At 69.8% G+C, this 14,536-nt stretch carries 14 protein-coding genes; 11 read left to right on the top strand and 3 right to left on the bottom strand.

Features of this window, described 5'->3' with window-relative positions; all coding sequences use genetic code 11:
- Positions 1 to 4: 4 nt before the first annotated feature.
- The gene (locus tag QC180_RS12030) at positions 5 to 1,786 is read right to left on the bottom strand and encodes a nitrite/sulfite reductase (RefSeq protein WP_278262774.1); all 1,782 of its coding nucleotides are present in this window, start codon (positions 1,784 to 1,786) and stop codon (positions 5 to 7) included.
- 395 nt (positions 1,787 to 2,181) lie between these two features.
- On the opposite strand from QC180_RS12030, the gene QC180_RS12025 reads away from it, so the two are divergent.
- From QC180_RS12025 to QC180_RS12015, 3 genes are all read left to right on the top strand, one after another.
- Positions 2,182 to 2,529 carry an SgcJ/EcaC family oxidoreductase gene (locus tag QC180_RS12025; RefSeq protein WP_278262773.1) on the top strand — a complete coding sequence of 116 codons (348 nt, stop codon included), beginning with the start codon at positions 2,182 to 2,184 and terminating at the stop codon, positions 2,527 to 2,529.
- 138 nt (positions 2,530 to 2,667) lie between these two features.
- A complete protein-coding gene (gene hemW / locus QC180_RS12020) occupies positions 2,668 to 3,864 on the top strand; it encodes a radical SAM family heme chaperone HemW (protein WP_474646439.1) in 1,197 nt (398 codons plus the stop codon).
- Positions 3,865 to 4,108: 244 nt separating this feature from the next.
- On the top strand, positions 4,109 to 4,333 hold the full coding sequence (locus QC180_RS12015; protein ID WP_278262772.1) for a hypothetical protein: 225 nt from the start codon (positions 4,109 to 4,111) through the stop codon (positions 4,331 to 4,333).
- A gap of 48 nt (positions 4,334 to 4,381) precedes the next feature.
- Here the strand turns inward: QC180_RS12015 and QC180_RS12010 are convergent, their stop codons facing one another.
- Entirely contained in the window at positions 4,382 to 4,558 is a 177-nt protein-coding gene (locus tag QC180_RS12010; protein ID WP_278262771.1) for a hypothetical protein, read from the bottom strand.
- A 1,634-nt stretch (positions 4,559 to 6,192) separates the two neighbouring features.
- Entirely contained in the window at positions 6,193 to 6,561 is a 369-nt protein-coding gene (locus QC180_RS12005) for a hypothetical protein (protein ID WP_278262770.1), read from the bottom strand.
- Positions 6,562 to 6,936: 375 nt separating this feature from the next.
- Between QC180_RS12005 and hrcA the strand changes: the two genes are divergently transcribed.
- The 8 genes from hrcA to era all read left to right on the top strand — a co-directional run bounded on the left by hrcA (position 6,937) and on the right by era (position 14,464).
- Complete coding sequence (gene hrcA / locus QC180_RS12000) at positions 6,937 to 7,971, top strand: heat-inducible transcriptional repressor HrcA (protein WP_278262769.1); 1,035 nt, start codon at positions 6,937 to 6,939, stop codon at positions 7,969 to 7,971.
- Positions 7,972 to 8,100: 129 nt separating this feature from the next.
- The gene (gene dnaJ, locus QC180_RS11995) at positions 8,101 to 9,255 is read left to right on the top strand and encodes a molecular chaperone DnaJ (RefSeq protein WP_278262768.1); all 1,155 of its coding nucleotides are present in this window, start codon (positions 8,101 to 8,103) and stop codon (positions 9,253 to 9,255) included.
- Positions 9,256 to 9,259: 4 nt separating this feature from the next.
- Positions 9,260 to 10,000 (top strand): 16S rRNA (uracil(1498)-N(3))-methyltransferase, encoded by a 741-nt coding sequence (locus QC180_RS11990; protein ID WP_278262767.1) that lies wholly within the window; start codon positions 9,260 to 9,262, stop codon positions 9,998 to 10,000.
- 196 nt (positions 10,001 to 10,196) lie between these two features.
- On the top strand, positions 10,197 to 11,258 hold the full coding sequence (locus tag QC180_RS11985) for a PhoH family protein (RefSeq protein WP_278263132.1): 1,062 nt from the start codon (positions 10,197 to 10,199) through the stop codon (positions 11,256 to 11,258).
- Positions 11,259 to 11,322: 64 nt separating this feature from the next.
- Positions 11,323 to 11,877: an rRNA maturation RNase YbeY gene (gene ybeY, locus QC180_RS11980; protein ID WP_278262766.1), complete on the top strand. Its 555-nt coding sequence runs from the start codon at positions 11,323 to 11,325 to the stop codon at positions 11,875 to 11,877.
- On the top strand, positions 11,874 to 13,238 hold the full coding sequence (locus tag QC180_RS11975) for a hemolysin family protein (RefSeq protein WP_278262765.1): 1,365 nt from the start codon (positions 11,874 to 11,876) through the stop codon (positions 13,236 to 13,238). Before ybeY ends, QC180_RS11975 begins: the two co-directional genes overlap by 4 nt.
- Positions 13,231 to 13,566, top strand: a complete 336-nt coding sequence (locus QC180_RS11970; RefSeq protein WP_278262764.1) for a cytidine deaminase — start codon at positions 13,231 to 13,233, stop codon at positions 13,564 to 13,566. The genes QC180_RS11975 and QC180_RS11970 overlap by 8 nt, the downstream gene beginning before the upstream one ends.
- Entirely contained in the window at positions 13,559 to 14,464 is a 906-nt protein-coding gene (era, locus tag QC180_RS11965) for a GTPase Era (protein ID WP_278262763.1), read from the top strand. Before QC180_RS11970 ends, era begins: the two co-directional genes overlap by 8 nt.
- Positions 14,465 to 14,536: the final 72 nt, after the last annotated feature.

Below are 14,536 nucleotides of genomic sequence, written 5' to 3'. Positions count from 1 at the left end.
TCGCCTATCGGAGGTCGGCCTCGTCGGCGCGCACGGCCCACACCGCGAAGCGTTCACCGGCTTCCCGGTTCTTCACGAAGTTGCGCACGACGCGTTCGATGTAGTCGCCGAGCTCCACGCTGGTGACCTTGTGCTGACGCAGCTTGCGGCCGAATCCGGAGTCCAGGCCGAGGCTGCCACCCAGGTGAACCTGGAAGCCCTCGACCTGATTCCCGTTGCCGTCGTCGACGAGCTGGCCCTTGAAGCCGATGTCGGCGATCTGGGAGCGGCCGCACGAGTTCGGGCAGCCGTTGATGTTGATCGTGATCGGCACGTCGAGCTGGGCGTTGATGTCGGCCAGGCGCTGCTCGAGCTCCGGGGCCAGCACCTGCGAGCGCTTGCGCGTCTCGACGAAGGACAGCTTGCAGAACTCGATGCCGCTGCAGGCGAGCAGGTTTCGCCGCCAGATCGACGGACGAGCCTGCAGGCCCAGCGGTTCCAGCTCGTCGATCAGCGCGTCGACCTGGTCGTCGGCGATGTCGAGGATGATCAGCTTCTGGTACGGGGTGAACCGGATGCGGTCCGATCCGTACTTCTCGGCGGCGTCGGCGACCTTGCTCAGGATGGTGCCCGAGACGCGACCGGCGATGGGGGAGAAGCCCACGGCGTTGAGGCCGTTGCGCAGCTTCTGCACACCGACGTGGTCGATCGGCTTTTCCGGCTGCTCGGGCGCGGGACCGTCGATCAGCTTGCGCTTCAGATACTCGTCCTCGAGCACCTGGCGGAACTTCTCGATGCCCCAGTCCTTGATCAGGAACTTCAGGCGGGCCTTGGTGCGCAGGCGACGGTAGCCGTAGTCACGGAACACCGAGACCACGCCCTCCCACACGTCGGGCACCTCGTCGAGCGGGATCCACGCGCCGACCCGCTGGGCCAGCATCGGATTGGTCGACAGGCCGCCGCCGACCCAGAGGTCCAGGCCCGGTCCGTGCTCGGGGTGGTTCACGCCGATGAAGGCGACGTCGTTGATCTCGTGCACCACGTCCTGCTGGCCCGAGATCGCGGTCTTGAACTTACGGGGGAGGTTGGAGTACTCCTTCTTCCCGATGTAGCGCTTGACGATCTCGTCCACCGCCGGGGTCGGGTCGATGATCTCGTCGAGCGATTCGCCCGCCAGCGGCGAACCCAGGATCACGCGCGGGCAGTCGCCGCACGCCTCGGTGGTGTGCAGGCCGACCGACTCGAGCCGCCGCCAGATCTCCGGGACGTTCTCGACCTCGATCCAGTGGTACTGGACGTTCTCGCGGTCGGACAGGTCGGCGGTGTCGCGGCCGAACTCGGTGGAGATGCCGCCGACGGTGCGCAGCTGGGCCACGTTGAGCGCGCCGCCGTCGCAGCGCACCCGCATCATGAAGTACTTGGCCTCGAGCAGGTCGATGTTGTCGTCATCGGTCCAGGTGCCGTCGTAGCCCTCTTCGCGCTGCGTGTAGAGACCCCACCAGCGGAAGCGGCCACGCAGATCGGCCTTGTCGATGGAGTCGAAGCCGCCCTTGGCGTAGATGTTCTCGATGCGGGCGCGAACGTTGAGCGGGTTGTCGTCCTTCTTGGACTGCTCGTTCGGGTTGAGCGGCTCGCGGTAGCCGAGGGCCCACTGGCCTTCGGAGCGGCGGCGCACGGGCTTGCCGGTGCGGGCGCGCGGCGCCACCGGGGCGTCACCGTTCGACCGGTCGGGGCGGACGCGGCGCTCGCGCTCGGGACGGGCCTGCGTCGGCTGCTCGGTCGCAGCGGCGTCGGTGCTCGACGTCATGTGGGGTCGCTCCTGCGGGGTGGGTGGTACACGTGCTGAAGGCGCGAGGGGCTGGCTCGCGTCAGGTGGTCAGCGGGCCGATGAAAGTCGAAGGCACCGGGAGATACCCGGGCGTGGACGCCGCTGCGCTACCGGGGGAAACCGGGCCGACAACAGGCGCTGCAGACGCGCTGGAAGTCGACGTGGCGGCGGGCCACGAGTCGTACTCCAGTTGCGTGCATGTGCCTATTGTGCCATGTCAGCCGGGTCGTTCCGACCGCAAGGAGATATTTCCCGCACTTTCGAGGGAAATTCCCTGGACGGCCGTCCTGTTCTGTGACGGGGGTCATATCTAGGGGGCCGTAAGCGACCTCTGATACGCCCGAGCCCCCCGCTGTGCGGTGCGGCACAGCGCGTTGACCTGGAGTCTTGTTGAGGTTGCAGAGATCGACGAGTTCGTCGCGGTCTTCCGCGAGGACGCCATCTGGACCACCGGCCACGGCAAGCGGCTGTTCGGCCGGGCCGCCATCGCCGAGTTCACCGCCCAGGTGCTGCCGGGGGCCACCACCCACGGCAGCGCGACCTACGAGATCGAGCACGTGCTGTTCCTGCGGCCCGATGTCGCCGCGGTCAAGGTGCGCCAGAGCTACTTCACGTTCGATGGTGAGCTGTCGGGCCGGGGCACGCCCATGTACGTGATGACCAAAGAAGACGGCGCGTGGGTACTCACCGCCAACCAGAACACCCCGGTGGTCACCGACTGACCGTGTCAGCGAGGGGTGCGCTGCGCTGATGCGGTCCGTCCGGGGTGGTGACGGCGCTCGCAGCGGGCCAGGGCCCGTGCGGGACGGAGCGTCGGGGGCGGGCAGACTGGAGCCGTGACTTCCAGCGCTGCCACCGGGATCTCCGGCGTGACACCCGTCGACGCCGATCGACCGGTGCTGCGCGATTTCGGGGACGGCGCGTTCGGGGTGTACGTGCACGTCCCGTTCTGCGCGACGCGCTGCGGCTACTGCGACTTCAACACCTACACGGCGGGCGAACTGGGCACCTCGGCCTCGCCGCAGTCCTGGCTCGAGGCGCTGCGTGGCGAACTCGCGACCGCGGCGGCCGAGTTCGCCGCGCTGCCGAGCCCGACCCCCGAGGTGTCGACGATCTTCGTCGGCGGCGGGACGCCCTCGCTGCTCGGCGGCGACGGGCTGGCCGAGGTCCTCGACGCGGTTCGGGCCGATTTCGTGCTCGCCGCGGATGCCGAGGTGACCACCGAGTCCAATCCGGAATCCACCTCGCCCGCGTTCTTCGAGCGCCTGCGCGAGGCCGGGTACACCCGGATCTCGCTGGGCATGCAGTCCGCGGCCCAGCACGTGCTGCGGATCCTGGACCGCACCCACACGCCGGGCCGGGCGGTGGCGGCGGCGCGCGAGGCCAGGGCGGCCGGGTTCGAGCATGTGAATCTGGACCTCATCTACGGCACACCCGGCGAGACCGACGCCGATCTCGACGCGAGTCTGGACGCGGTGCTGGCCGCCGGTGTCGATCATGTCTCCGCCTATTCGTTGATCGTCGAGGACGGCACCGCGCTGGCGCGCAAGGTCCGTCGTGGTGAACTGCCCGCCCCCGACGAGGACGTGCTGGCCGCCCGCTACGAGCGCATCGACGCCCGCCTCGCCGCGGCGGGCCTGTCCTGGTACGAGGTCTCCAACTGGGCCGCGAACGACGCCGCGCGCTGCCACCACAACCTGGGCTACTGGGACGGTGGCGACTGGCTCGGTGCCGGGCCCGGCGCGCACAGCCACATCGGCGGCGTCCGGTGGTGGAACGTCAAGCACCCGGCCCGCTACGCCGAGCGCGTGGCCCTCGGTGGCCTGCCCGCGGCGGGCTGGGAAGCCCTCACCGAGGACGAGCGCTACCTCGAACACCTCATGCTCACCGTCCGCCTGCGCACCGGCCTTCCCCTGGCCACCCTCGCGCCCACCGCGAAGCCCGCGCTCGACCGGGTCGTCGCCGACGGCCTCGCCGAGATCGTCGGTGACCATCTGATCCTCACCGACCGCGGCAGGCTCCTCGCCGACGGCGTGGTCCGCGACCTGCTCGGCTGAGTCGCGGAATGCGGGTTGCGGGTGGCCGGACACAGGGCGCTTGACACCGATTCGTGACCAAATTTCCGGGTCGGCGAGCGGTGGCGGCGGCATCGATGATCGCCCGGTCAGCGGGATGGTCCGACGTGATGCACACCTCACCGGGTGCCCTGGGCACCGGGGTCGCGAAGTGCGCGTATCGATGGGTTCGCGGCCGAAGATAACGATTGGGGGCGTAGGCTTCGGCTCGAAACTAGGGAGCTATATGTCCACCGAACGGCACATCAGTCTCGTCCACGAGCAGAGCGAATTCGCGGAAGCGCGCTCTGCCGAGAAGGCGGAGAACGCGCGCCAGTGCGCGGTCGCCGCGCGGACGGTCGCGTCACATTCCAACGATGCGGACGATTGCATTTCGCTCTTGGCGATGCTCGGCCTCGATGCCCTCGCGGGCAAACAGGTAGGCGCCGCGGTTCCGGCGATCCGGAGCTGACTCCGCCGCGGCGGCCCAGCCAGGGCCGCCGCTGTTCGACCTCTCGGCTCATGGGCACGATCGCCCGCCCTGAGCCGCCGGTCCACGCTGCTCGTCCGGCGCCGCGTCGCCCCCGATCACCCCACCGGCGATCGCGGGCCGCGGCGTCCCGAGCAGCGCCTCGGCGTTCGCCCGGGTGACCAGATACTCCGGCACCCGGTGCTCACCCTCGTCCTCCGCTGCCACGGGCGCACCCGCCCCCACCGGACAGTGGACATGTCGATCGGTCATCCGGCCCTGCGTCGGCCCCGGCGAGACGTCCCCGCCGACAACCGCGCCCACCGTCCCCGGCACGCTCTGCCCACCTCCCGGCCGCACCGGCCCAGGCACCCCAGGCAGTTCCACCCGAGCACCCGACTCCGGCCGAACCGGTCCCGCCGAGATCCCGGCCGACCCGGTCCCCTCCAACGGCGGCCGCACCCCGTAGCCGAGATACGGCGCCCGCCCGTCGCTACCCGCACCCGGCGACGAAACGCCGGATACGCCCCCGCCACCGGGCGCGACGGGCCCGCCCGGACCAGACCACCCACCTGCCGAACCAGCCCGACCCGTCCCACCGTCATACCCGGACCCCGCCGACCAGCCGCTCGTACCAGAGCCCGCCGACGACCAACTTGTCCGCGCACCAGGCGAACCCGACCCGGCGGCCGCCCCGCCCGCAGTGCCCGACCCGGATGTCCCGCCCGCCGTGCCGGACCCGCCCGCTGTGCCGAACGCACCTGACGTGCCCGACCCGCTTGACGTGCCCGACCCTCCTGACGAGCCGGACCCTCCTGACGTGGTGGGGTCAGTGGATGAGGTGCCGGAACCACCCGCTGGACAGGAGCCCGAGGACGACCCGCTCGATGCGCCCGCGCCAGTCGCCGTGGAATCCGGTACCTCGGACGCGGCGGCAACGGTCTCCGACGCAGCCGATGAGGTGCTCTCGGCACCCGGTCCCGGTGACATGTCGGAAAACGCCGTAGAGACAGTGGCATCGGAGACGACGGATGACCCCGGCTTCTCGAATGCTGACGAAAACTTCTCCCGCATCACCGATGCTCCGTTCGAACCGTCGGCGACAGCGGATGTCCCGGCCGGGTCGACGGAGGCGTGGGCTCCGGTGAGGACATCGGCGGCCGCTGACGCGATTCCTCCGGACGGAGTGGCTCGATCGGGCACGGTGGCGGCGTCCGTCGCGGACCCGGGGTCTACTGCGGTGACCTGGTGGAGCCCGGGGCCTTGCTGTCCGCGTACGAGACCGGATCGGGCTTGGGCCGGATCTCGATCGTCGGGACCGGAACCGGGCGAGCGTGCGGCGGTCGGCTCGAGGAGTTCGGGCAGCAGGGGGATGCGGCCGGACAACTCGCCGAACGGCTCCACGTAGCGTTCGTGCATCGCGGTCCTGGCCTCGTCTTCGGCCATGGACGCGGCTCGGCCCGTTTCCGGGCGGCCCGCCGACCAGGCCGCCGCATCGGCATCGGTCACCACCGCCGGGATCGCGTACTTGGTCGCGACGATCGCCGCTGCGGCGGAACGGACTACGCCGGGTAGGTCGTACAGTGCTGCCACCAGTTCTCGGGCCTGCCGGACGTAAGCCCCGACAGCCTGGGTGGCGGCGTCAGCGCTCGCGCCGGACCAGGCCGTTGCCGAGGCGGCTCGGATATCGCGCGCGAAGACCAGTAGCCCCTCCTCGAAACACCGTGCGATCAGCTCGAATTTGTCCGCCTGTGCGTTCGCGGGTGTCACGTCGAGTCCGGCGAAGGTGGTGGCGATCTCGGCGTGCCGCCAGTGCCGCGCGTTCTCCCCGCCACCCGGAATGCCGGGCGGCTCATGGCCTTTCATCGGACCATCGCCAGGACGGGCGAATGAGTCTGTCCGGCAGGTGGTTCCACGGCACGGAGTCGCGCGCCCCACTCCTCGTCGACGTGCGCGAGCCGGTCGAGGGCGGTCCCGTGGGATCGGCGGAGGTCGTCGACGAGTCGAGCATGGCTCGCCAGCACGGCGCCGACACTGTTGCCGGGCCCGTCGGCCTTGGCGCGCAAGCGCGCGACGAGGGCGGGCGCGGACAGCAGCCGGGGGTCGCTCTCACCCAGACCCCAGCACTCCTGGTCGCCGATCTCGGCGGCGAGTGCGCCGACCCGCGCGAGCACCCGCAGGAATTCCGTACACGCGCGGTCGATTCCGGCGAACTCCGTCGGTCGCACCATCACCGACCCCGGAACCGCACGCACTCCATCCTGTCTCACCACAGCCCCTCCCCGTCTGCCATCGAGCATGAAAACCGCTGGTAGAACCGTCGATCGAGCTCGAAAGTACGTCCGGCCGCACGACCTGGGCAAGACCTCGAGCCCCGCCTGTGGACAACTCGGCCCTGTGGAGAACTTTCGACGGCGAAATCGCGCGCTGAAGCAGCGACCGGTACCGCCGGGAGGGGGCCTCGACCGCCGTACTCTCTCGATCGGCGAGCAGACAATTAGACTGGACAACGAGACGCTCCGAGCGTCGGCATGCGAGTCTGTGCGGCGAACACGGCACGCGTGCGGACGCATGACGTACCCGGCACGAGCGAGGAGGTGGGGTCGATGGCGTCGAGCACCGAGGATCGACGTTTCGAGGTCCTGCGAGCGATCGTGGCGGACTACGTCGCCACCAAGGAACCGATCGGCTCCAAGTCGCTCGTCGAACGGCACCACCTGGGCGTGTCCAGCGCCACCATCCGCAACGACATGGCGGTCCTGGAGGCCGAGGGCTACATCACCCAGCCGCACACCAGCTCCGGCCGCATCCCCACCGACAAGGGGTACCGCGAGTTCGTCGACCGGATCGCCGAGGTCAAGCCCCTGTCCGGCGCGGAACGGCGCGCGATCATGGAGTTCCTGGAATCCGGCGTCGACCTCGACGACGTCCTGCGCCGCGGCGTGCGCCTGCTGGCCCAGTTGACCAGGCAGGTCGCGGTTGTCCAGTACCCCACCGTCTCGGCCTCGACCGTGCGCCACATCGAGGTGGTGGCGCTGAATCCGGCCCGGTTGTTACTGGTGGTGATCACCGACACCGGCCGTGTCGACCAGCGCATCGTCGACCTGGGCGCCGTCATCTCCGACGACGATCTCGCCGCCGTACGCGGCCTGCTCGGGGGTGCCATGGACGGCAAACTGCTCTCGGTGGCCAGCGCCTCGGTGGCCGGGCTGCCCGAACGCGCACCGGCCAAGATCCGTGACGTGCTGGTCCGCGTCTCGACCGTGCTGGTGGAGACGCTGGTCGAGCATCCGGAGGAACGCCTGGTGCTCGGCGGTACCGCCAACCTCACCCGCAATGTGGCCGATTTCGGCTTCCCGGGCTCGCTGCGCACCGTGCTGGAGGCGCTCGAAGAGCAGGTCATCGTGCTGAAACTGCTGGCCGCCGCGCAGCAGCCGGGACAGGTGATGGTGCAGATCGGCGAGGAGACCAAGGTCGAGGAGATGCGCGGCACCTCGGTGGTCTCCACCGGCTACGGCGCCGCGGGCGCGGTACTGGGCGGGATGGGCGTGCTCGGCCCGACCAGGATGGACTATCCGGGCACCATGGCCTCGGTGGCGACGGTGGCCCGCTACATCGGCGAGGTGCTCGCCGAAAGGTGACCGCGGCACGAGAAGCGCGTCACCCGCACTGTTAAGGTCGATACTTCGGCCGGTAAAGTTGAGTGGATTCGACTAAAGGAGCGCGCCGCGCTCGGCTGGACCACAGCGACCAAGGACTAGAGAACTCAAGTGGCACGGGATTACTACGGACTGCTCGGCGTCGGCAAGAACGCCACCGACCAGGAGCTCAAGCGCGCCTACCGCAAGCTGGCCCGCGAACTGCACCCCGACGTGAACCCGGACGAGGCCGCCCAGGCCAAGTTCAAGGAAGTCTCCACCGCGTACGAGGTGCTCACCGACCCGGAGAAGCGCCGGATCGTCGACCTGGGCGGCGACCCGCTCGAAAACGGCGGCGGCGGTGCGGGATTCAGCGGCGCCGGTTTCGGCGGCCTCGGTGACGTCTTCGAGGCGTTCTTCGGCGGCATGAGCGGCCAGGGTGGTGGCGCGCGCAAGCCGCGCGGCCGCGTGCAGCCCGGCGCCGACTCGCTCATCCGCACCCGGCTGAGCCTGGCCGAGTGCGCCGTCGGCGTGACCAAGCACCTCACCGTCGACACCGCCATCCTCTGCGACATCTGCCAGGGCGCGGGCACCAACGGCAACTCCAAGCCGGTGCGCTGCGAGACCTGTGACGGTGCCGGTGAGGTGCAGTCGGTGCAGCGCTCGTTCCTGGGCCAGGTGCTCACCTCGCGTCCCTGCCCCACCTGCCGTGGCGCCGGGGAGACCATCCCCGACCCCTGCCACAAGTGCGGTGGCGACGGCCGCGTGCGCGCGCGCCGCGAGATCGCCGCGCCGATCCCGGCCGGTGTCGCCAACGGCATGCGGGTGCGCCTGGCCGCGCAGGGCGAGGTCGGGCCCGGTGGCGGCCACGCCGGTGATCTCTACGTCGAGGTCGTCGAGCAGCCGCACGACACCTTCGTGCGCGACGGCGACGATCTGCACTGCACCGTGCGGGTGCCGATGGTCGACGCCATCCTGGGCACCACGGTCGTGGTCGACACCATCCTCGACGGCCCCACCGAACTCTCCATCGCCCCGGGCACCCAGCCCGGCGAGGTCATCCAGCTGCGCGCGCACGGCATGCCGCGCCTGCGCTCCGGCGCGCGCGGTGACCTGCTGGCCCACCTCGACATCGTGGTGCCGAGCAAGCTCGACGGCAAGCAGACCGAACTGCTGCGCAAGTTCAAGGGCCTGCGCGAGAAGGACCGCGCCGAGGTGATGTCCTCGCAGTCCGAGCACAACAGCGGCCTGTTCGCCCGGCTGCGCGCCTCCTTCAGCGGACGCTGAGCCGGTGGCCGCGACGGTCTTCTACCTCGACGAGGTGCCCGAACCGGGGTCTGTCGCGGTCCTCGACGGGCCGGAGGGCAGGCACGCGGCCACCGTGCGCCGCATCGGGGTCGGCGAGCCGATCACCCTGTCCGACGGACGCGGGGTGCTCGCCGAATCCGAGGTCGTCGCGGCCCAGAAGGGCAGGCTCGAGCTGGCGGTGCGCACGCGCCGGATCGCCGAGCCGGTGACGCCGTCGGTGACCGTCGTGCAGGCGCTGCCCAAATCCGATCGCTCCGAGCTGGCCGTCGAGCTGATGACCGAGGCGGGCGTCGACCTGATCGTGCCGTGGCAGGCCGCGCGCTGTGTCGCCAACTGGGACGCCAAGGCGGCCAAGGGCATCGAGAAGTGGCGGGCGGCGGCCAAGTCGGCCGCGCGGCAATCGCGGCGCGCCTACATTCCCGACGTCGCCGAGCTGCACCGCACCCGCGACCTGGTCGAGCTGGTGCGCGAGGTGAAGGCCGACGGCGCGGTCGTGGCGGCCCTGCACGAATCCGGCGCGGGCAAGTTCACCGAGCTGCCGCTGGCCGCGGCGACCGATGTGGTGCTGATCGTGGGCCCCGAGGGCGGCCTCGACGACACCGAACTCACCGCCCTGGCCGAGGCGGGCGCCGACATCGTGTTGCTCGGCCCGACCGTGCTGCGCACCTCGACGGCCGCCGCGGTCGCCCTGGGCGCTCTTGGCGCGCTCACCACGCGCTGGTAACCCGCCGCGTCCCCGCTGTGACCTGCGATCACCGATCGATCGCGGTTGGGCCGATGCCGCCGTTATATCGCTGGGCGGTGTCGGTGGTGCGCGTTAAACTGAGGTCATCGAACACACAGTCGAGACCGGAAGCAGGCTATAGCCACTTTTGAAGAACACAGGCGAGATCGGCGACCCCACCAACCCCGTATCAGGCATCGGCGCAGGCGGAAACAACGCGGGTCCCGCGGCGCGAACAGTGCGTTCCAGCATCGAACTCGCCCCGGAGTCTGTTTTCCCCTTCCTCGGCTCGGCCGACCAGAATCTGCGTCAGCTGGAGAAGCTCCTTCCAGCCGACATCCATGTCCGCGGCAACACCGTCACCATCACCGGCAAGGCCGGTGACGTGGCGCTGGCCGAACGCGTCATCGAGCAGCTCGTGGCGCTGACCGGCCGCAATCGGGTGATCACGCCCGAGGCGGTGCGCCACACCGTGTCCATGCTCACCGAGGGCGTGTCCGAGTCGCCCGCCGAGGTGCTGAGCCTGGACATCCTGTCGCGGCGCGGCAAGACCATCCGGCCCAAGACGCTCAACCAGAAGCGCTACGTCGACGCGATCGACGCCAACACCATCGTGTTCGGCATCGGTCCCGCCGGTACCGGCAAGACCTACCTGGCCATGGCCAAGGCGGTGCAGGCCCTGCAGTCCAAGCAGGTCACCCGCATCATTCTGACCCGGCCCGCGGTCGAGGCCGGTGAGCGGTTGGGCTTCCTGCCTGGCACGCTCAACGACAAGATCGACCCGTATCTGCGGCCGCTCTACGACGCCCTGCACGACATGATGGACCCGGAAGCCATCCCCAAGCTGCTGGCCTCCGGTGTCATCGAGGTCGCGCCGCTGGCGTACATGCGTGGGCGCAGCCTCAACGACTCGTTCATCATTCTCGACGAGGCGCAGAACACCACGGCCGAGCAGATGAAGATGTTCCTGACCCGCCTGGGCTTCGGCTCCAAGATGGTCGTCACCGGTGACATCTCGCAGGTCGACCTGCCCAACGGGCAGCGGTCGGGTCTGCGCGCGGCCGCGGAGATCCTCACCGACATCGACGACATCCACTTCTCGGAGCTCACCAGCGCCGATGTGGTGCGTCACCGGCTGGTCTCCGACATCGTCGACGCCTACGACCGGTTCGAATCCGAGACCCGCGCGGTGCCGGGCCCGCACTACCCGGGCAACCGGGCGCAGCGGCGCGCGGCCGGGCGCGCCAACCGGGGCTGACGCGCGGCACGCTGGAGGCGATGCCGCTCCCGGCGGCATCGTGCCCAGACCGTACCCTGAACAGGTGAGCATCGAGATCGCCAACGAGTCGGGCATGGAAATCCCCGAAGAAGACCTGGTCAGCGTCGCCCGGTTCGTGATCGGCCGGATGGACGTGCATCCCGCCGCGGAACTGTCGATGGTGCTGGTCGATCTCGACACCATGGCCGACCTGCACGTGCGCTGGATGGACCTGCCCGGCCCCACCGACGTGATGTCGTTTCCGATGGACGAGCTGGAGCCGGGCGGTCGCCCCGACAGCCCCGAGCCCGGCCCGTCCATGCTCGGTGACATCGTGCTGTGTCCGGAGTTCGCCATGGGCCAGGCCCAGAAGGCGGACCATTCGCTCGATCACGAGCTCGCGCTGCTCACCGTGCACGGCGTGCTCCACCTGCTCGGCTACGACCATGCCGAGCCGGAGGAGGAGAAGGAGATGTTCGCGCTGCAGGCCCAGCTGCTCGAGGAGTGGTACGTGAGCCTGCGCGAGGAACAGCGCCGCGCCGAACTGGCCGAGCGCGACGCGCGGCTGCTCGGCAAGGCGGGCTTCACCGCGCCGGGCGACGCGCTGGGCCCCGCGTGACCTCGTTCTGGCTGATCGTCCTGGCGATCCTGCTGATCGGGATCGGGGGCGTGTTCGCCGGGGTCGACTCGGCGCTGAACACCGTCTCGCGAGCCCGGCTGGACGATATGGTCCGCGAGGACCGACCCGGCGCCGTCCGGCTGCGCAAGATCGTCGACGATCGCCCCCGGTACGTGAATCTCATGGTGCTGCTGCGCATCCTGTGCGAGATCACCGCCACCGTGCTGCTGGTCGCGGCCACCCTCGACATCTGGTCGGAGAGCCTCGCGTTGCTGATCACCGCCGCCGTGATGGTGGTGGTGTCGTATGTGGTGATCGGGGTCGGGCCGCGCACCCTGGGGCGTCAGCACGCGTATTCGATCGCGTTGGCCGCCGCGGTGCCGGTGCAGCTCATCGGTGCCGTGCTGGGGCCGGTCAGCAGGCTGCTGATCCTGCTCGGCAACGCCATCACCCCCGGTAAGGGCTTTCGCAACGGGCCGTTCGCCTCGGAGATCGAGCTGCGCGAGGTGGTCGACATGGCCCGCGAGCGCGGCGTGGTGGCCGACGACGAACGCCGCATGATCCAGTCGGTCTTCGAACTCGGTGACACCGCCGCGCGCGCGGTGATGGTGCCGCGCACCGAGATGGTGTGGATCGAGGACGACAAGACCGCCGCCCAGGCGATGTCGCTGGCCGTGCGGTCCGGACACTCCCGCATCCCGGTGATCGGCGAGAACGTCGACGACGTACTCGGCGTGGTCTACCTCAAGGACCTCGTGCCCTTCGCCGACCGCAGCCGCAAGGTGACCGTGCGCGAGGTGATGCGCCCGGCGGTGTTCATCCCGGATTCCAAGCCGCTCGACGAACTGCTCGACGAGATGCAGCGGCGCCGCAACCACATGGCCGTGCTGGTCGACGAGTACGGCGGCATCGCGGGCCTGGTCACCATCGAGGACGTGCTCGAGGAGATCGTCGGGGAGATCGCCGACGAATACGACACCGACGAGACCCCGCCGGTGGAGGACCTGGGGGAGGGGCGCTATCGCGTCTCGGCCCGGCTCTCGGTGGAGGACCTCGGCGAGCTCTACGGCCTCGAGATCGAGGACGAGGATGTCGACACCGTCGGCGGACTGCTCGCGCACGAACTGGGTCGCGTGCCGCTGCCGGGCTCGAAGGTGGCCGTGCACGGGTTGGTGCTGCGTGGCGAGGGCGGCGCCGACGCGCGCGGGCGCATGCGGGTGAACACGGTGCTGGTGCGCCGGGCGGCCGATCCGGCGAAGAAGAACGACAAGTCCCGCAAGGGCACCACCGACGAGGCGAGCGCCGACACCGACCAGGTGCGCGTGAGCACGCCCGACGACAACGGAGAGACCCATGAGTGAACTGGACGCCGAGGACAACAAACTGCTGGTGCTGGCGCGTGGCGCGCTGGGCCGCACCGGCGGCGCGAGCGGTGCCGCGGTGCGCGACACCGACGGCCGCACCTACGCCGCGGGCGAGGTCGCGCTCACCGCGCTGCGCCTGACCGCGTTGCAGGCCGCCGTGGCCGCCGCGATCTCGAGCGGTGCCGAGGGATTCGAGGCGGCGGTCGTGGTCGGCGGGGCCGCCGACGACGCGGGGATCGAGGCCGTGCGCGAGGTCTCGCCCTCGGCCTCGGTCATCCGGACCGACCGCACCGGCGCGGTGCTCAGCGAGGTGCACGGTGGCTGACAAGGAATTCCGTTCCGGATTCGTCTGTTTCGTCGGCCGTCCCAACACCGGCAAGTCGACGCTGACCAACGCCCTGGTCGGCACCAAGATCGCGATCACCTCCTCGCGTCCGCAGACCACCCGCCACACCATTCGCGGCATCGTGCACCGCGAGCACGCCCAGCTGATCCTGGTCGATACCCCCGGTCTGCACCGTCCGCGGACGCTGCTCGGCCAGCGGCTCAACGACCTGGTGCGCGACACCTACTCCGAGGTCGACGTGATCGCGGTGTGCATCCCGGCCGACGAGAAGATCGGTCCCGGTGACCGCTGGATCGTCGAGCAGATCAAGATGATGGCGCCCAAGACCACCGTGCTCGGCGTGGTCACCAAGATCGACAAGGTGGGCCGCGACCAGGTCGCCCACCAGCTCATGGCGGTCTCCCAGTTGCTCGGCCCCGAGGCCGAGGTGGTGCCGGTGTCGGCGGTCAAGGGCGAGCAGGTCGAGGTGCTCGTCGACGTGATCGCCTCGCAGATGCCCGAGGGCCCGGCGTTCTACCCCGACGGCGAGATCACCGACGAGCCCGAGGAAACCCTCATGGCCGAGCTGATCCGCGAGGCCGCGCTCGAGGGCGTGCGCGACGAACTGCCGCATTCGCTGGCCGTGGTCATCGAGGAGATCCAGCCCTACGAGGCCAACGAGGACATGCTCGAGGTGCACGCGCTGCTGTATGTCGAACGGCCGAGTCAGAAGGCGATCATCATCGGCCGCAACGGTGCGCGCCTGAAAGAGGTCGGCACCAACGCCCGCAAGCAGATCGAACACATTCTCGGTACGCGCATCTACCTGAACCTGCACGTGAAGGTGGCCAAGGACTGGCAGCGCGACCCGAAACAGCTGGGGAAGCTGGGCTTTTGACCGTTTGACGGTCGGCGGTTCGGGGTATCGTTCGGCGAACACGCCGGTTCGCTGGGCGTGCTCGCTGATCGT

Origin of the sequence: Nocardia anocheti, from assembly GCF_029675105.1 — a bacterium.
Classification (GTDB): Bacteria; Actinomycetota; Actinomycetes; order Mycobacteriales; family Mycobacteriaceae; genus Nocardia.
This window is presented reverse-complemented; position numbering and strand designations above follow the sequence as displayed.